This is a genomic window from Streptomyces sp. BR1, from assembly GCF_052373795.1.
In the GTDB taxonomy this organism is placed as follows: Bacteria; Actinomycetota; Actinomycetes; order Streptomycetales; family Streptomycetaceae; genus Streptomyces.
In genome coordinates this window covers 5,370,790-5,387,688 of sequence record NZ_CM126252.1, presented here as the reverse complement: position 1 = coordinate 5,387,688, position 16,899 = coordinate 5,370,790, and the positions used below count along the sequence as shown (strand labels likewise).

Below are 16,899 nucleotides of genomic sequence, written 5' to 3'. Positions count from 1 at the left end.
TTACGACGCACGGCCTACCCCCTACGGCGTACGGCGTACTCCACGGGCGAGTTCACCCGCGAGTTCCCGCACCGCGGCAAGACCGCTCTCGTGATCGGGAGCATCGAGGAGCCGCTGCACGAAGGCCGAACCGACGATCACGCCGTCGGAGAAGGCGGCGACCTCGGCGGCCTGGGCCGCGTTGGAGACGCCGAGTCCGACGCACACCGGCAGTTCGGTGGTCGCCCGGGTCCGCCGCACCAGGTCCTCGGCCTGCGCGCCGACCGACGCGCGCGTGCCCGTGACACCCATCAGGGACGCCGCGTACACGAAGCCGGAGCCGACGGCCGTGATCTGCGCGAGCCGTTCGTCCTTGCTGCTCGGCGCGACCACGAACACCGTGCCGAGGCCGTGCTTGTCGGCGTGCTCGCGCCACAGCGCGGACTCCTGGACCGGCAGGTCGGGCAGGATGCACCCGGCGCCGCCCGCCTCGGCGAGCTCGGCGGTGAAGCGCTCCACGCCGTACCGGTCGATGGGGTTCCAGTACGTCATGACCAGCACCGGCTTGCCGGTCGCCGCGTACGCCTCGCGGACCGTGCGCAGCACGTCGGCGATCTTCACGCCGCCCTTGAGCGCGATGTCGTCGGCGGTCTGGATGACCGGCCCGTCCAGGACCGGGTCGCTGTGCGGCAGGCCGACCTCGACCACGTCCGCGCCGCCGTCGAAGACGGCCTTGATCGCCTCGATGCCGCCGTCGACGGTCGGGAAACCGGCCGGAAGGTAGGCGATGAGCGCGGCCCGGTCCTCGGCCTTCGCCTTGGCGAGGGTGTCGCTCAGCAGTTGCACGTTCCCGCTCACTTCGCGTCCCCCTCGGCCCCGTTGTCGTACAGCCCGAAGTAGCGGGCCGCCGTGTCCATGTCCTTGTCGCCCCGGCCGGACAGGTTGACCAGGAGCAGCCCGTCCTTGCCCAGCTCGCGGCCGACTTCGAGGGCGCCCGCGAGCGCGTGCGCGGACTCGATCGCCGGGATGATGCCCTCGGTGCGCGAGAGCAGCCGCAGCGCCTGCATCGCCGCGTCGTCGGTCACCGCGCGGTACTCGCCGCGGCCGATGTCCTTGAGGTAGGAGTGCTCGGGCCCGATGCCCGGGTAGTCCAGACCGGCCGAGATCGAGTAGGGCTCGGTGATCTGGCCCTCCTCGTCCTGGAGTACGTACGAACGCGAGCCGTGCAGGATGCCCGGCTCGCCCGCCGTCAGGGTCGCCGCGTGCTCGCCGGACTCGATGCCGTGCCCGGCGGGTTCGCAGCCGATGAGGCGCACGCCCGCGTCGGGGATGAAGGCGTGGAAGAGGCCGATGGCGTTGGAGCCGCCGCCGACGCAGGCCACGGCCGCGTCCGGGAGGCGCCCCGCGCGCTCCAGGATCTGGCGGCGGGCCTCGACGCCGATGACCCGGTGGAAGTCGCGGACCATGGCCGGGAACGGGTGCGGGCCCGCGACCGTGCCGAAGAGGTAGTGCGTACGGTCGACATTGGCGACCCAGTCGCGGAACGCCTCGTTGATGGCGTCCTTCAGGGTGCGGCTGCCGGACTTCACGGGGACGACCTCGGCGCCGAGCATCCGCATCCGGGCGACGTTCAGCGCCTGGCGCTCGGTGTCGACCTCGCCCATGTAGATGGTGCATTCGAGGCCGAACAGGGCGCACGCGGTCGCGGTCGCGACGCCGTGCTGGCCCGCGCCCGTCTCGGCGATGACGCGTGTCTTGCCCATGCGCTTGGTGAGCAGCGCCTGGCCGAGGACGTTGTTGATCTTGTGCGAGCCGGTGTGGTTCAGGTCCTCGCGCTTGAGGAAGACCCGGGCGCCGCCCGCGTGCTCGGCGAACCGGGGCACCTCGGTGAGCGCGCTCGGGCGGCCGGTGTAGTTGACCATGAGGTCGTTGAGCTCGGCGGCGAAGGCGGGGTCGGCCTTGGCCTTCTCGTACTCGACGGCGACCTCGTCCACGGCGGCGACCAGCGCCTCGGGGATGAACTTGCCGCCGAAGATCCCGAAGTAGCCCTCTTGTGTGGGGACTTGACCCTCCGGGTCGGGGATGAAGAACTCGTGCTCTTGGGACATGGGGATACCTCCCAGGGGGCCGCCTCGACCCCGGGTCCTTGTGTGTTGGCGTCTTGTCGCGTGCGCCTGGCACCGTTCGGGTGCGCGTTGATCTGCGTCCGACCGCCCGTCGTGGGCTGGTCGCACAGTTCCCCGCGCCCCTTACAGGGCGCCTAGCTCAGCGGCGACGCCATCGCATCCCGTTGACCTGGCCCGGCTCCGAGCCGATGACGTACCGCACGCGTCGCCCGTGCACCCGGCGTGCGGGGGCGCGGCAGCCGCGGGGGCGGCAGCCGGGGGCGAGGCGGGCGGAAATCGGCATCGTGGGGTCAGCTCCGCCCGTGCCGCAGGGCCGGGTGCGCACCGGCGGCCACCAGGTCGGCGACGGCCGCCCGGGGGTCCTTGCCGGTGACCAGGGACTCGCCGACCAGGACGGCGTCGGCGCCCGCGTTGGCGTACGCGATGAGGTCGTGCGGGCCGCGCACGCCCGACTCAGCGATCTTCACGATGTGCGAGGGGATCTCGGGGGCGACGCGCTCGAACGTGGTGCGGTCGACCTTGAGGGTCTTGAGGTTGCGCGCGTTGACGCCGATGATCTTGGCGCCCGCGTCGACGGCCCGCTCGACCTCCTCCTCGTCGTGCACCTCGACCAGCGGGGTGAGCCCGATGGACTCGGCCCGCTCGATGAGGGAGACCAGGGCGGGCTGCTCCAGGGCGGCCACGATCAGGAGCGCCAGGTCGGCCCCGTACGCACGGGCCTCCCACAGCTGGTACGCGGTGACGATGAAGTCCTTGCGCAGCACCGGGATGTCGACCTTGGCGCGCACGGCCTCCAGGTCGGCCAGCGAGCCGCCGAAGCGGCGCCGCTCGGTGAGCACGGAGATGACGGCGGCGCCGCCCGCCTCGTAGTCGGCGGCGAGGCCCGCCGGGTCGGCGATGGCCGCCAGCGCGCCCTTGGAGGGGCTGGAGCGCTTGACCTCGCAGATGACCTTCACGCCCTCGCCGCGCAGAGCCGCGACGCCGTCCCGAGCCTGGGGCGCCTTGGCGGCGCGCTCCTTGAGCTCGTCGAGGCCTACCCGCGCCTGCCGTTCCGCCAGATCGGCGCGGACGCCCTCGATGATCTCGTCGAGCACACTCACGCGAGCGGCCCCCTTCCGAAACGGTGGTGACGTTGACGATCGGCCAGGATCAGCCATGACGATGGTATCCGCACCGAGCCCCCGAGCTCGCATCCGGTTGACGTCCGTCCCACTCTGCGGACAGCCGGGACATGCGCAGATATACGGAATGTCACGGTGCGAGCACAGACCCGAACGGTAGATTCCGGACCACCGAGAAGATCACCAGAACCACTCCGATGCCCCACCAGTGGGCGTCCTTGAGCTCGATACGGAAGGGCAGCCCGCGCGCCGAACGGGTGGCCCAGAGGGTCCACAGGACGGCGAAGAGCAGGTAGCCGACGACGGCGAGCGCGTTGGCTCCCAGGGCCGCGCCGAAGTGCCCGGTGATGAAGTCGTGGGCGCTGCGCAGCCCGCCGCAGCCGGGGCAGTAGATCCCGGTCAGCGCGTACAGCGGGCAGACGGGGTAGTGGCCCGGCTCGTTCGGGTCGACCGTGCCCACATACGCGAAGGCCGCGCCGACCGCGGCGAGGGTGCCGAGCGGCATCAGCAGCCGGCGCGCCGCCGGGGCGGGGGCCGCTGCGGGTCTCGGGGTCTCGGTGGCGTCCACCCGGCGATTGTCCCCGCTCGCACGCGAGGGCGCAGCCCCGCCGTCCCCGCTCATGCGGAAAGGCGCAGCCCCGTCGGGGCTGCGCCTCACCTGCGTACTACGAATTCTGCGTACTGCCGTTTCTCGGAGCCTCAGCGGGCCTCGGCGAGGCGGGCGGCGGCCTTGAGGCCGGCCTCCTCGCGGGCGCGCGTCATCTCGGGGGTCTCCTTGGGGGTGCCCATACCGGCCATCTTCATGACCCCGCCGACGACCGCGCCGAGCACCGTGAGGGCCGTGCCGGCCCAGAAACCGATCGGGTTGGCGGCGACGATGAAGACCGAGGCCGCACAGAAGCCGATGAAGGAGATGATGACACCGGTCCAGGCGGCCGGGGTGTGTCCGTGGCCGCCGCTGCTGCCCGCCATGAGTTGCTCCTCGCTGGTGAATCTCTGGGTCGACTGGCCGGCCGCTCTGTCCCGGGGACGCCGACCGCTCATCGACCATTGTCGCGCACCCGCGCGCGTGCCCCGAGCCCGGGGCCTCTGCCGTGGGGCAGCTCACACGCCGGTCGGGTCCTCGCCCCGGTCCAGCGCCTTCCACAGCTCCTCGGGCCGGTCCGGGTCCTTGACCGGGCGGGGCTTGCGCGCCCGGGGGCTGCCGTCGCGCTCGTAGCGGCCGCCCATGGCGGGCCAGTTCGCACCGAAGCGCAGCGCGAGGAGCCCGGCGATCAGGATGAGGAGCCCGCCCGCGAAGGTCACGTACGGCCATGCGGTGTGGGTGAGGCCGCCGATGGTCGCGGCCGCGTCGCCGCTGGTGCGGGCGGCCTTCTCGTCGAGCGCGGAGCTGTTGTCGGCGCCGATGAAGGCGGCGGCCGAGGCTCCGGCGCCGCTCAGCGCCAGCATCGCGGAGACCAGGAGCCGCCCGGCCCGGCGGACCGCGAAGACCGCGACGAGGGCCGCGAGGCCGACTATCGCGAGGGCGGCGGGCACTCCCGTCACGTTCTGCCCGGTGGCGTGCAGCGGCACCGTGCCGCCCCCGACGGCCGCGTGGCCCTTGGCCCAGGTCTGCCCGGAGGCGAGCAGGACGACGGCGGCTCCGGCGGCTCCGAAGAGCAGGGCGGCGGCGAGGGAGCGGCGGCCGCCGCCACGGTTTGGCGACGCGGATTCGGCACGCGGCTGGGGTACGGGAACGGCACTCACGTACTCCACTATCGCCTGCGGCGCACCGATCTTGTCACCGGGGGCCGGGTAATGGCGCGATTTCGCGCCGCCCGCTGGCCGGAGTCAACCCCCCGGTCGGGCAAGGGTCACACCGGGTCCGGCAAGCGGTCCGTCATCGGATCTTCCGCAAGGCAAAGCGGAGGTAGATAGTCCAGCACTCATCTTGTTGGCATGAGCCGGTCACCCCTACGGTCACGGCGGTTCGTGCCGCGTACCACGCGTCACGCCCGGAACAGCGCACTCGCACGTACTCCCTGGTTCACCCACCTATCGGAGGCACTAAGTTGCGCAGAAACCTCTCCCCCACCGCCGTGGCCGCCTCACTGGCCGCGGCCGCGCTCGCCCTGGCGACTCCCCTGGCCCAGGCGGCGCCGAGCTCCTCGCACGGTGTGACGACCGTCCGCTCCTGTGCCCTCCCCACGCACAAGGACGTCATGGCCTGCAAGGCGCTCAAGGTGACCGGCGGCACGGTCGGGTCGGCGAACGCCGAGCGTTCCCTGACCGCTGCCGCCGCGCCCTCGGGCTACGGCCCGGCCTCGCTCCAGTCGGCGTACAAACTGCCGTCCGCCACGGCCGGTTCGGGGCAGACCGTCGCCATCGTCGACGCGTACGACGACCCCAAGGCGGAGTCCGACCTGGCCGCCTACCGCTCCCAGTACGGCCTGCCCGCCTGCACCACCGCCAACGGCTGCTTCAAGAAGGTCGGCCAGAGCGGCACCAGCAAGCTGCCGCGCGCCAACTCCGGCTGGGCCGAGGAGATATCCCTCGACCTCGACATGGTCAGCGCGGCCTGCCCCAACTGCAAGATCCTGCTGGTCGAGGCGACTTCGGCGTCGATGACCAACCTCGGCACGGGCGTGAACACCGCGGTCTCGCTGGGCGCGAAGTACGTCTCGAACAGTTACGGCGGCGGCGAGTCGTCCTCCGACACGTCGTACGACACCACGTACTTCAACCACCCGGGCGTCGCCATCACGGTCAGCTCCGGTGACGGCGGCTACGGCGTGGAGTACCCGGCGGCCTCCCGCTATGTCACCGCCGTCGGCGGCACCTCGCTCAGCTCGGCCTCCAACAGCCGGGGCTGGAGCGAGTCGGTGTGGAGCGGCGCGGGGTCGGGGTGCTCGGGCTATGACGCGAAGCCGAGCTGGCAGACGGACAGTGGGTGCGCTCGGCGGACTGTGGCGGATGTGTCGGCTGTGGCCGACCCCGCCACGGGTGTCGCCGTGTACGACACGTACGGGTCCGACACGGGGTGGGAGGTGTTCGGCGGTACGTCGGCTTCTTCGCCGCTGATCGCTGCGGTGTATGCGCTCGCGGGTGCGCCGTCTTCGGGCTCGACCCCGTCCTCCTTCCCGTACGCGCACACGTCTTCGCTCAATGACGTGACCAGCGGGTCGAATGGGAGCTGCTCCCCGGCGTACCTGTGCGCTGGTGGTGCTGGGTACGACGGGCCGTCGGGGCTGGGTACGCCTAACGGCGTTGCCGCGTTTACCGGTTGACCGCTTGTCTGCGGGCCGGCCTGGGCTGGTCGCGCCCACGCGGCGGAGCCGCAAATGTCACAGCCCCGCGCCCCTTGGGCAACAGGGGGCGCGGGGCATGCACGGAACGGCCAACTCCGCCTGGAACAAGGCGACTTAGCGGCTGATCCTGTTCGCCGTGTGTACCGCTCGCAGTACCGCCGCCGCCTTGTTGCGGCACTCGTTGTCCTCCGAGACCGGGTCGGAGTCGGCTACCACGCCGGCTCCGGCCTGGACGTATGCCGTGCCGTCGCGGAGGAGGGCCGTGCGGATGGCGATCGCCGTGTCGGAGTCTCCGGCGAAGTCGAGGTAGCCGACGCAGCCGCCGTAGAGGCCCCGGCGGCTGGGCTCCAGTTCCTCGATGATCTGCATCGCGCGCGGCTTGGGGGCTCCGGAGAGGGTCCCGGCCGGGAAGCACGCGGTGAGGACGTCGAAGGCGGTACGGCCCGGGGCGACCCGGCCCGTCACCGTCGACACGATGTGCATGACGTGCGAGTACCGCTCGACGGACATGAAGTCGACGACCTCGACCGAGCCCGGCTCGCAGACCCGGCCCAGGTCGTTGCGGCCCAGGTCCACCAGCATCAGGTGCTCGGCCCGCTCCTTGGGGTCGGCGAGCAGTTCCTCGGCGAGGTCGTGGTCCTCCTGCGGGGTGGCGCCCCGGTGCCGGGTCCCGGCGATCGGGTGCACCATCGCGCGCCCGTCCTCGACCTTGACCAGCGCCTCGGGGCTGGAGCCCACGACGTCGAAGCCGTCGAAGCGGAAGAGATACATGTACGGGGACGGGTTGGTGGCCCGCAGCACCCGGTAGACGTCCAGCGCGCTCGCGTGGCACGGCGTCTCGAACCGCTGCGAGGGCACCACCTGGAAGGCCTCGCCCGCGCGGATGCGCTCCTTGATGTCCTCGACGGCGTCCTGGTAGGCCGGGCCGCCCCACAGCGCGGTGTACTCGGGCAGCTCCGACTTCGGCAGCGCGACAGGGGCGTACTCGACCGGCTTGGCCAGGTCCGCCTCCATCGCGTCGAGCCGGGCGACGGCGTCCGCGTACGCCTCGTCGACGCCGGTGTCGAGGTCGTTGTGGTTGATCGCGTTGGCGATCAGCAGGACCGAGCCGTCCCAGTGGTCGAGGACGGCGAGGTCGGAGGTGAGCAGCATCGTCAGCTCGGGGAGCTTGAGGTCGTCGCCGCCGTGCTCGGCGATCTTCTCCAGGCGGCGCACGATGTCGTAACCGAGGTAGCCGACCATGCCGCCGGTGAACGGGGGCATCCCGGCCACCAGGTCGCGCGGGGTGTGCAGCGCCTCGACGGTGGCCTTCAGGGCGGCCAGCGGATCACCCGACGTGGGGACGCCGACCGGCGGGGTGCCGAGCCAGTGCGCCTGGCCGTCGCGGGCGGTGAGGGTGGCGGCGGAGCGGACACCGACGAACGAGTAGCGCGACCAGGACCGGCCGTTCTCGGCCGACTCCAGCAGGAACGTGCCGGGGCGCTCGGCGGCGAGCTTGCGGTAGAGACCGACCGGAGTGTCGCCGTCCGCGAGGAGGCGGCGGCTGACCGGGATGACGCGGCGGTCCACCGCCAGCTTGCGGAAGGTTTCGAGATCCATGCCGCCCGACCCTACTGACCGGCGGCGGGCAACAGCACGTCGGCGTCGAAACACGTCCGGTTACCGGTGTGGCAGGCGGCCCCGACCTGGTCGACCTTCACGAGCAGCGTGTCCGCGTCGCAGTCGAGCGCGACGGACTTGACGTGCTGGAAATGCCCCGAGGTGTCGCCCTTGACCCAGTACTCGCGGCGGCTGCGCGACCAGTACGTGCAGCGGCCGGTGGTCAGCGTGCGGTGCAGGGCCTCGTCGTCCATCCAGCCGAGCATGAGCACCTCGCCGGTGTCGTACTGCTGGGCGATGGCCGGGACCAGACCATCGGCGCTGCGCTTGAGGCGGGCGGCGACGGCGGGGTCGAGATTGCTGGTCATGGGCCTATTGTGCCGTGGCGCTGGCGGTGGGCGGGCGGTGCGTCCACTGGGCGGACGGGTCCCGCGGTCGTACGCTGACCCCCATGTCGACCCATGCCAAGCGTGAACGGCTTCTGCTCGCCGATCTGTTGGAGGCGGCGGGCCCGCAGGCCCCGACCCTGTGCGACGACTGGACGACCCGGGACCTCGCCGCCCATCTGGTCGTGCGCGAGCGGCGTCTGGACGCGGCGGGCGGGCTGCTCGTCGGCGCGCTGAAGGCCCGCCTGGACCGGGTGCAGGCGGAGTTCGCCGCGAAGCCGTACGAGGAGCTGATCCAGCTGATCCGTACGGGGCCGCCGAAGTTCTCGCCGTACAGCCTCAAGCAGGTCGACGAGGGGGCGAACGCGGTGGAGTTCTACGTCCACGGCGAGGACGTCCGCCGGGCCCAGCCCGACTGGACCCCTCGGGAGCTGGATCCGGTGTTCTCGGACGCGCTGTGGTCCCGGCTGGAGAAGATGGCGCGGCTGATGGGGCGGCGCTCTCCTGTCGGCCTGGTCCTTCGTCGGCCCGACGGCCAGACCGCCGTCGCGCGTCGCGGCACGCCGGTGGTGACGGTCACCGGCGAGCCGGGGGAACTGGCCCTGTTCGCCTCCGGCCGCCAGGGCGCGGCGAACGTCCAGATCGAGGGGGACAAGGACGCGGCGGCGCGGGCGCTGGAGGCGAAGCTGGGGGTTTGAGCCCCACCCCGCCCCTTCCCGAAAGCCTCCGGCGGTGGTCGTCGGTCCGCGCGCCGGTGGGGGCTGGTCGCGCAGTTCCCCGCGCCCCTAAATGCGCCCGGAGGGCGCTCCTAGGGGCGCGGGGAACTGCGCGAGCAACCCAGCACGGCCCGCACCCGAAGAGCTCCCTCGGAGAGTTTCGGGAAGGGGCGGGGTGGGGGAAATCAGCGGACCGGGTGGCCCGCCTCGCGCAGCGTCGACTTCACGTCCGCGATCCGCAGGTCCCCGAAGTGGAACACCGACGCCGCCAGGACCGCGTCCGCCCCCGCCGCCACAGCGGGCGGGAAGTCGGCGAGGCGCCCCGCCCCGCCCGAGGCGATCACGGGCACCGTCACGTGGGCACGGACCGCCGAGATCATCTCGACGTCGTACCCGTCCTTCGTACCGTCCGCGTCCATCGAGTTGAGCAGAATCTCCCCCGCCCCCAGCTCCGCCGCCCGGTGCGCCCACTCCACCGCGTCGATGCCGGTCCCGCGACGGCCACCGTGGGTGGTGACCTCGAAGGAGCCGGACGCGGTGCGGCGCGCGTCGACCGACAGGACGAGCACCTGACGCCCGAAGCGCTCCGCGATCTCGCGGATCAGCTCGGGGCGCTCGATCGCCGCCGTGTTGACGCCCACCTTGTCCGCCCCGGCCCGCAGCAGCCGGTCCACGTCGTCGGCGGAGCGCACCCCGCCGCCCACCGTCAGCGGGATGAAGACCTGCTCGGCGGTGCGCCGGACCACGTCGTACGTGGTCTCGCGGTTGCCGGAGGACGCCGTGATGTCGAGGAACGTCAGCTCGTCCGCGCCCTCGGCGTCGTACAGCTTGGCCATCTCGACCGGGTCGCCGGCGTCGCGCAGGTTCTGGAAGTTGACCCCCTTGACCACCCGGCCGTTGTCGACGTCCAGGCAGGGGATGACTCGGACCGCGAGGGTCATTCGGGGGCTCCTCGGTAAGCGTCTACTTCCACCTCGACCAGCACGCGCGGGTCGACCAGGCCGGTCACGATGACCAGCGTGGCCGCCGGACGGACGGCGTCGAAGAGCTCCTTGTGGGCCCGTCCCGCCTCGTCGATGTCGCGCGCGTGGGTCAGATACATCCGGGTGCGGACGACCGACTCGACGCCGAGTCCGAATTCGCCCAGGGCGGCCAGTGCGTTGCCGAACGCGACCTTGGCCTGTTCGTACGGGTCGCCCTCGCCGTACAGGACCGTGCCCTTGAAGGGCGTGGTGCCCGCGACATGCACATGGTCGCCCGCCGCCACGGCGCGCGCGAAGCCGAAGGCCTCTTCCCAGGGACTGCCGCTCTGTACCCGCGCACCGGTCATGCTGACACAGCCTCCAGGGCCTCTTCGAGGGTGAACGCCTTCGCGTACAGAGCCTTGCCCACGATGGCTCCCTCGACACCCAGCGGCACGAGGCCCGACAGCGCCCGCAGGTCGTCCAGCGAGGAGACGCCGCCCGAGGCCACCACCGGCTTGTCGGTGGCCGCGCACACGTTGCGCAGCAGCTCCAGGTTGGGGCCGGTGAGCGTGCCGTCCTTGGCGATGTCGGTCACCACGTAACGGGCGCAGCCCTCGGAGTCGAGGCGGGCCAGCGTCTCGTAGAGGTCGCCGCCGTCGCGCGTCCAGCCGCGGCCGCGCAGCGTCGTACCGCGTACGTCCAGACCGACCGCGATCCTGTCGCCGTGCTCGGCGATGACCTTGGCGACCCACTCGGGGGTCTCCAGGGCCGCGGTGCCCAGGTTGACCCGGGTGCAGCCGGTGGCGAGGGCCGCGGCGAGCGAGGCGTCGTCGCGGATGCCGCCGGAGAGCTCCACCTTGATGTCCATGGCGGCCGAGACCTCGGCGATCACCGCGCGGTTGTCGCCGGTACCGAAAGCGGCGTCCAGGTCGACCAGGTGCAGCCACTCGGCGCCGGACTTCTGCCAGGCGAGCGCCGCCTGGAGCGGGGAGCCGTAGGAGGTCTCCGAGCCGGACTCGCCGTGGACGAGACGGACGGCCTGGCCGTCGCGGACGTCGACGGCGGGCAGGAGTTCGAGCTTGGACGACATCACAGGGTTCCGATCCAGTTGGTCAGCAGCTGGGCGCCGGCGTCGCCGGACTTCTCGGGGTGGAACTGGGTCGCCCACAGCGCGCCGTTCTCCACCGCGGCCACGAACGGCTCGCCGTGGGTGGCCCAAGTGACCTTGGGGGCACGGATGTTGGCGTTGCCGACTTCCAGCGTCCAGTCGTGCACCGCGTACGAGTGCACGAAGTAGTAGCGGGTGTCGGCGTCCAGGCCCGCGAAGAGCTCGGTGTCCTCGGGGGCCTTGACCGTGTTCCAGCCCATGTGCGGGACGATCGGCGCCTTCAGCGGCCCGACCGTGCCGGGCCACTCGTCCAGGCCCTCGGTCTCCACGCCGTGCTCGATGCCCTTGGCGAAGAGGATCTGCATGCCGACGCAGATGCCCATCACCGGGCGCCCGCCGGACAGGCGGCGGCCCACGATCCAGTCGCCGCGCGCCTCGCGCAGCCCCTGCATGCACGCCGAGAAGGCGCCCACGCCGGGCACGAGCAACCCGTCCGCGTTCATCGCCGTGTCGTAGTCGCGGGTGATCTCGACGTCCGCGCCGACATGGGCGAGGGCGCGCTCGGCGGAGCGGACGTTGCCGAAGCCGTAGTCGAAGACCACGACCTTCTTACGAGGGGTCGTGCTCAATTCCACACCTCCAGGCGGAGGATGCCCGCGGCCAGGCACAGCGCCGAGCTGATCGCGAGCAGCGTGATCAGGCTCTTGGACATCTCCTGCTTGATGAAGGAGTAGACGCCGCCCGCGAGGAAGAGCCCGAGGACGATGAGGATGGTGTTGAGGCCGGTCACAGCGCGCCCTTGGTCGAAGGAAGGATGCCCGCGGCACGCGGGTCGTGCTCGGACGCGTACCGCAGCGCACGGGCCAGCGCCTTGAACTGGCACTCCACGATGTGGTGCGCGTTGCGCCCGTACGGGACGTGGACGTGCAGCGCGATCTGCGCCTGCGCCACGAACGACTCCAGTATGTGCCGGGTCATCGTGGTGTCGTACTCGCCGATCATCGGCGCCATGTTCTCGGGCTCGGTGTGCACCAGGTACGGGCGGCCGGAGAGGTCCACGGTCACCTGGGCGAGCGACTCGTCGAGGGGGACCGTGCAGTTGCCGAAGCGGTAGATGCCGACCTTGTCGCCGAGCGCCTGCTTGAAGGCGGCGCCGAGCGCGAGGGCGGTGTCCTCGATGGTGTGGTGCGAGTCGATGTGCAGATCGCCGTCGGTCTTGACCGTCAGGTCGAAGAGGCCGTGGCGGCCGAGCTGGTCGAGCATGTGGTCGTAGAAGCCGACTCCCGTCGACACATCGACCTTTCCGGTCCCGTCGAGGTCGATCTCGACAAGGACGGACGTCTCCTTGGTGGTGCGTTCGACACGGCCGACGCGGCTCATGCTCTCTGCTCCTTCTTCAGCTGACGGACCGCGTCCAGGAACGCGTCGTTCTCGGTCGGGGTGCCGGCGGTGACGCGCAGCCACCCGGGCACTCCGTTGTCACGGACCAGGACACCCTGGTCGAGGATCTTCTGCCACGCGGTGTGGGAGTCCTCGAACCGGCCGAACTGGACGAAGTTGGCGTCCGAGTCGGTCACCTCGTATCCGGCCGCGCGCAGCTCGGTGACGAGCCGGTCCCGCTCCTTCTTCAGCTGCTCGACATAGCCGAGCAGCGTGTCCGTGTGCTCCAGGGCCGCGAGCGCGGTCGCCTGGGTGACGGCGGAGAGGTGGTACGGCAGGCGTACGAGCTGGACCGCGTCGACCACCGCCGGGTGCGCGGCGAGATAGCCGAGCCGCAGCCCGGCCGCGCCGAACGCCTTGGACATGGTCCGCGAGACGACCAGGTTCGGGCGGCCCTCGATGAGCGGCAGCAGGGAGGCGCGGTGGCTGAACTCGACGTACGCCTCGTCGACGACGACCAGCGACGGCTTGCCCGCCTGCGCGGTCTCGTAGAGCGCTAGGACCGTCTCGGCCTCGACCGCCGTGCCCGTCGGGTTGTTGGGCGAGGTGATGAAGACGACGTCCGGCCGGTGCTCGGCGATCGCCTTCTGTGCCGCCTCGACGTCGATGGTGAAGTCGTCGTTGCGCGGCCCCGAGATCCAGGCGGTGCCGGTGCCGCGCGCGATGAGGCCGTGCATCGAGTACGAGGGCTCGAAGCCGATCGCGGTGCGGCCCGGGCCGCCGAAGGTCTGGAGCAGCTGCTGGATGACCTCGTTGGAGCCGTTGGCCGCCCAGACGTTCTCGGTGCCGACCGGGTGCTTGCCGGTGCGGGTGAGATAGCGGGCGAGCTCGGTGCGCAGCTCCACCGCGTCCCGGTCCGGGTAGCGGTTGAGCCCGCGCGCGGCCTCGGCGACCCGCTCGGCGATCCGCGCGACGAGCGGCTCGGGCAGCGGGTACGGGTTCTCGTTGGTGTTCAGCTGGACGGGCACATCGAGCTGCGGGGCGCCGTACGGGGACTTGCCGCGCAGTTCGTCCCGGATCGGGAGGTCGTCGATGCCGATGTCGTACGTGCTCACTGGCCCGGCACCTTCCATCCGAACCTCGCCTTGAGCGCGGCCCCGTGCGCGGGCAGGTCCTCGGCCTCGGCGAGCGCCACCACGTGGTGGGTGACCTCGGCGAGGGCGTCGCGCGTGTAGTCGACGATGTGGATACCGCGCAGGAACGACTGCACGGACAGGCCCGAGGAGTGGCAGGCGCAGCCGCCGGTGGGCAGCACGTGGTTGGAGCCCGCGCAGTAGTCGCCGAGCGAGACCGGGGCGTACGGGCCGACGAAGATCGCGCCCGCGTTGCGGACCCGGCCGGCCACCGCGGCGGCGTCGGCGGTCTGGATCTCCAGGTGCTCGGCGCCGTACGCGTCGACCACCTTCAGGCCCTGCTCCAGGCCGTCGACCAGGACGATCGCGGACTGCTTGCCGGCCAGGGCGGGCTTGATCCGGTCCTCGACGTGCTTGGTCGCCGCGACCTGCGGCTCCAGCTCGCGCTCGACCGCGTCGGCGAGCGCCGCGCAGTCGGTGACCAGGACGGCGGCCGCCATCGGGTCGTGCTCGGCCTGGCTGATCAGGTCGGCGGCGACGTGCGCTGGGTCGGCGGTCTCATCGGCGAGGACGGCGATCTCGGTCGGCCCGGCCTCGGTGTCGATGCCGATGCGCCCGGTGAAGTAGCGCTTGGCGGCGGCGACCCAGATGTTGCCGGGGCCGGTCACCATGTTCGCGGGCGCACACTCCTCGGTGCCGTACGCGAACATCGCGACGGCCTGGGCGCCGCCCGCCGCGTACACCTCGTCGACGCCGAGCAGCGCGCACGCGGCGAGGATCGTCGGGTGCGGCAGGCCGCCGAACTCGCGCTGCGGCGGGGACGCGAGCGCGATGGACTCGACGCCCGCCTCCTGGGCCGGGACCACGTTCATGACCACGGACGACGGGTAGACGGAGCGCCCGCCCGGCGCGTAAAGGCCCACGCGCTCGACCGGTACCCACTTCTCGGTGACCGTGCCGCCGGGCACGACCTGGGTGGTGTGCTCGCTGCGGCGCTGCTCGCGGTGGACGATCCTGGCCCGCCGGATGGACTCCTCCAGAGCGGCCCTGACCTGCGGGTCCAGCGTCTCCAGGGCCTCGGCGAGCGCCTCGGCGGGCACCCGGATGCGCTCCAGGGTGACGCCGTCGAACTTCTCCGCGTACTCGATCAGCGCCGCCGTGCCACGATGATGCACGTCCTCGCAGATGGGCCGCACCTTCTCCAGGGCGGCTTCCACGTCGAACTCGGCACGGGGCAGCAGGTCGCGCAGGGCGCCCCCCTCGGGGAGGGCCTTGCCGCGCAGATCGATTCGAGAGATCACGGAACCAATTCTCTCAGACTGCTTCGCGCCACCGGTCGCCCGTATCACTGGCTGATACGTATCCCGCCCGTCCCGCGCTTCGGCAGTGACCACTAGCGTTCACTCCGTTACACACGCACGCGAGGATGCGGGACCGGCAGGGGACGAGGGGGACGGCAGTGACCGTGGCGCCGGACGACGAGACGCCACCGGGCTGGTTCAGCCCGGTGGAGCGGGGGATGTGGACGGCCTTCCGCAACGGCAGCACCTATGACCTGCGCACCCGCAATCCGCTGCGGGACGATCCGTTCTCCGGGCGCGCCTGGGGGCCCGAGCGCACGGTGCGCGGGCGGGCGGTGGCGCGGGTGCTGCTGAACGGGCCGTCGGCGATGCCCGGGCGGGTCGCCGCGCTGAAGCTCAACGGCGTACAGATCATGGGGGCCCTGAACCTCGCGGGCGGCACGGTCACGCCGTACGTCGAGCTGAACAACTGCCGGTTCGAGAACGAGGTGCTGCTGCCCGAGTGCCGGGTCACCACCTGGCGGATGGTCCGCTGCGCGATTCCCCGGCTTGAGGCGGCGCGCCTGCAGACCGAGGGCGATCTGCATCTGCCGCGCTGCCGCGTCGCCCATGGCATCCGCCTCACCGACGCCCACATCGGTACGGATCTGCTGCTCAACGAGGCCGTGATCCGCCCCGACCGCAAGGGCCGCTCGATCGCCGCCGACGGCCTCTCGGTCGCCCAGGACCTCCAGGCCGAGCTCATCGAGTCGTACGGCGAGGTGAGCCTGCGCTCCGCCAAGGTCGGGGTGACGCTGAGCCTGCGCGGCAGCAAACTCGTGAACCCGGAGGGCCGCCGCGCGCTCAACGCCCCGCAGCTCACCGTGGAGCGCACGGTCTATATGACGGCGGCCGCCGTCACACCCGGCGCGACCGAGACCACCACACCGCCGTACGGGACGAACTACACCAGCGCCCCGGCCCGGGGCACCCGCGTCCAGCCGTTCGTCTGCGAAGGCGGGCTGCGCCTGGACGACGGGCGGTTCGGGGACGCCCTGGACCTGCAGAGCGCGCGCTTCGTGATGCGGGACTTCCAGGAGCTGTCGCTGCGCCGGGTGGTGACGCCGGAGCTGCGCTTCCTCGGCGAGCGCCCGGAGCACGGCAAGGTGGTGCTCTCGGGCGCCCGGGTCGTCAACCTCGTCGACATGTCGACCAGCTGGCCGGGGCCCGGGGGCCTGGCGATGGGCGGCTTCAGCTACGAGAACCTGATCCCGCGCGGACTGTTCCCGCTGTCCAGACGCCTGGAGTGGGTGGCGGCCGCGACCCCCGAGTACGCGCCGGAGCCGTACGAACGCCTCGCGACCGTGCTGCGCAACAGCGGCGAGGACGCGGACGCGCGCGAGGTGCTGCTCGCCAAGCAGCGCCGACGCCGCGAGACGCTGCCGCTCGCGGGCAAGCTGTGGGGCGTGCTCCAGGACGTGACCGTGGCGTACGGCTACCGGCCCGGCCGGGCGGCGCTGTGGATGGCGATCCTGTGGGCGATGGGCGCGCTGGCGTTCTCGCACTACGACCCGCAGCCGATCAAGGCGGACGAACACCCGGACTGGAACGCCTCCCTGTACGCCCTCGATCTCCTGATCCCCGTGGTCAACCTCGGCCAGGACGGCTACTGGAAGCTGCACGGCGGCTGGCAGTGGGTCGCGGCGGTGCTCATCCTGCTGGGCTGGATCCTGGCGACGACGGTGGCGGCGGGCGCCTCACGGCTGCTGCGGCGGGGCTGAGGCGGCTTCGAGAACGGCGGGCGCGGATCGGCTGCGGC

Annotated in this window: 20 protein-coding genes; 3 read left to right on the top strand and 17 right to left on the bottom strand. The window is 71.8% G+C overall.

Annotated features, from left to right (window positions below; genetic code table 11):
* Positions 1–21 precede the first annotated feature (21 nt).
* From trpA to ACT1U9_RS23460, 7 genes are all read right to left on the bottom strand, one after another.
* Positions 22–837 carry a tryptophan synthase subunit alpha gene (gene trpA / locus ACT1U9_RS23490; protein ID WP_444534641.1) on the bottom strand — a complete coding sequence of 272 codons (816 nt, stop codon included), beginning with the start codon at positions 835–837 and terminating at the stop codon, positions 22–24.
* Entirely contained in the window at positions 834–2,087 is a 1,254-nt protein-coding gene (gene trpB, locus ACT1U9_RS23485; RefSeq protein WP_444534640.1) for a tryptophan synthase subunit beta, read from the bottom strand. Before trpB ends, trpA begins: the two co-directional genes overlap by 4 nt.
* 157 nt (positions 2,088–2,244) lie before the next feature.
* Positions 2,245–2,430 (bottom strand): tryptophan biosynthesis modulator TrpM, encoded by a 186-nt coding sequence (trpM, locus tag ACT1U9_RS23480; RefSeq protein ID WP_444534639.1) that lies wholly within the window; start codon positions 2,428–2,430, stop codon positions 2,245–2,247.
* Positions 2,396–3,205 carry an indole-3-glycerol phosphate synthase TrpC gene (gene trpC, locus ACT1U9_RS23475; RefSeq protein WP_444534638.1) on the bottom strand — a complete coding sequence of 270 codons (810 nt, stop codon included), beginning with the start codon at positions 3,203–3,205 and terminating at the stop codon, positions 2,396–2,398. Before trpC ends, trpM begins: the two co-directional genes overlap by 35 nt.
* 151 nt (positions 3,206–3,356) lie before the next feature.
* On the bottom strand, positions 3,357–3,794 hold the full coding sequence (locus tag ACT1U9_RS23470; protein WP_444534637.1) for a DUF2752 domain-containing protein: 438 nt from the start codon (positions 3,792–3,794) through the stop codon (positions 3,357–3,359).
* Positions 3,795–3,925: 131 nt separating this feature from the next.
* On the bottom strand, positions 3,926–4,198 hold the full coding sequence (locus ACT1U9_RS23465) for an HGxxPAAW family protein (protein ID WP_188274160.1): 273 nt from the start codon (positions 4,196–4,198) through the stop codon (positions 3,926–3,928).
* A 132-nt stretch (positions 4,199–4,330) separates the two neighbouring features.
* On the bottom strand, positions 4,331–4,981 hold the full coding sequence (locus tag ACT1U9_RS23460; RefSeq protein ID WP_444534636.1) for a TIGR02234 family membrane protein: 651 nt from the start codon (positions 4,979–4,981) through the stop codon (positions 4,331–4,333).
* Positions 4,982–5,277: 296 nt separating this feature from the next.
* Between ACT1U9_RS23460 and ACT1U9_RS23455 the strand changes: the two genes are divergently transcribed.
* A complete protein-coding gene (locus ACT1U9_RS23455) occupies positions 5,278–6,492 on the top strand; it encodes a S53 family peptidase (RefSeq protein WP_444534635.1) in 1,215 nt (404 codons plus the stop codon).
* Between the two features lie 135 nt (positions 6,493–6,627).
* On the opposite strand, the gene ACT1U9_RS23450 is transcribed toward ACT1U9_RS23455, so the two are convergent.
* Entirely contained in the window at positions 6,628–8,112 is a 1,485-nt protein-coding gene (locus ACT1U9_RS23450; protein WP_444534634.1) for an anthranilate synthase component I, read from the bottom strand.
* An 11-nt stretch (positions 8,113–8,123) separates the two neighbouring features.
* Entirely contained in the window at positions 8,124–8,480 is a 357-nt protein-coding gene (gene hisI / locus ACT1U9_RS23445) for a phosphoribosyl-AMP cyclohydrolase (protein WP_444534633.1), read from the bottom strand.
* A gap of 83 nt (positions 8,481–8,563) precedes the next feature.
* On the opposite strand from hisI, the gene ACT1U9_RS23440 reads away from it, so the two are divergent.
* Positions 8,564–9,196, top strand: coding sequence for a TIGR03085 family metal-binding protein (locus ACT1U9_RS23440; RefSeq protein ID WP_444534632.1), 633 nt, complete (start codon positions 8,564–8,566; stop codon positions 9,194–9,196).
* A 203-nt stretch (positions 9,197–9,399) separates the two neighbouring features.
* Here ACT1U9_RS23440 and hisF read toward each other — a convergent pair whose 3' ends face one another.
* The 8 genes from hisF to hisD are packed head-to-tail and all read right to left on the bottom strand — an operon-like array spanning position 9,400 to position 15,101.
* The gene (gene hisF, locus ACT1U9_RS23435) at positions 9,400–10,155 is read right to left on the bottom strand and encodes an imidazole glycerol phosphate synthase subunit HisF (RefSeq protein ID WP_444534631.1); all 756 of its coding nucleotides are present in this window, start codon (positions 10,153–10,155) and stop codon (positions 9,400–9,402) included.
* Positions 10,152–10,544, bottom strand: coding sequence for a RidA family protein (locus ACT1U9_RS23430; protein ID WP_444534630.1), 393 nt, complete (start codon positions 10,542–10,544; stop codon positions 10,152–10,154). The genes hisF and ACT1U9_RS23430 overlap by 4 nt, the downstream gene beginning before the upstream one ends.
* A complete protein-coding gene (gene priA / locus ACT1U9_RS23425) occupies positions 10,541–11,269 on the bottom strand; it encodes a bifunctional 1-(5-phosphoribosyl)-5-((5-phosphoribosylamino)methylideneamino)imidazole-4-carboxamide isomerase/phosphoribosylanthranilate isomerase PriA (protein WP_444534629.1) in 729 nt (242 codons plus the stop codon). Before priA ends, ACT1U9_RS23430 begins: the two co-directional genes overlap by 4 nt.
* On the bottom strand, positions 11,269–11,916 hold the full coding sequence (hisH, locus tag ACT1U9_RS23420) for an imidazole glycerol phosphate synthase subunit HisH (RefSeq protein WP_444534628.1): 648 nt from the start codon (positions 11,914–11,916) through the stop codon (positions 11,269–11,271). The genes priA and hisH overlap by 1 nt, the downstream gene beginning before the upstream one ends.
* The gene (locus tag ACT1U9_RS23415; RefSeq protein WP_188274150.1) at positions 11,913–12,077 is read right to left on the bottom strand and encodes a hypothetical protein; all 165 of its coding nucleotides are present in this window, start codon (positions 12,075–12,077) and stop codon (positions 11,913–11,915) included. Before ACT1U9_RS23415 ends, hisH begins: the two co-directional genes overlap by 4 nt.
* Positions 12,074–12,667, bottom strand: coding sequence for an imidazoleglycerol-phosphate dehydratase HisB (gene hisB / locus ACT1U9_RS23410; RefSeq protein WP_067158063.1), 594 nt, complete (start codon positions 12,665–12,667; stop codon positions 12,074–12,076). Before hisB ends, ACT1U9_RS23415 begins: the two co-directional genes overlap by 4 nt.
* Positions 12,664–13,782, bottom strand: a complete 1,119-nt coding sequence (locus ACT1U9_RS23405) for a histidinol-phosphate transaminase (protein WP_444534627.1) — start codon at positions 13,780–13,782, stop codon at positions 12,664–12,666. The genes hisB and ACT1U9_RS23405 overlap by 4 nt, the downstream gene beginning before the upstream one ends.
* Positions 13,779–15,101, bottom strand: coding sequence for a histidinol dehydrogenase (gene hisD, locus ACT1U9_RS23400; RefSeq protein WP_444534626.1), 1,323 nt, complete (start codon positions 15,099–15,101; stop codon positions 13,779–13,781). Before hisD ends, ACT1U9_RS23405 begins: the two co-directional genes overlap by 4 nt.
* 218 nt (positions 15,102–15,319) lie before the next feature.
* Here hisD and ACT1U9_RS23395 point away from each other — a divergent pair, with 218 nt between their 5' ends.
* Positions 15,320–16,861 (top strand): oxidoreductase, encoded by a 1,542-nt coding sequence (locus tag ACT1U9_RS23395; protein ID WP_444539224.1) that lies wholly within the window; start codon positions 15,320–15,322, stop codon positions 16,859–16,861.
* Positions 16,862–16,899: the final 38 nt, after the last annotated feature.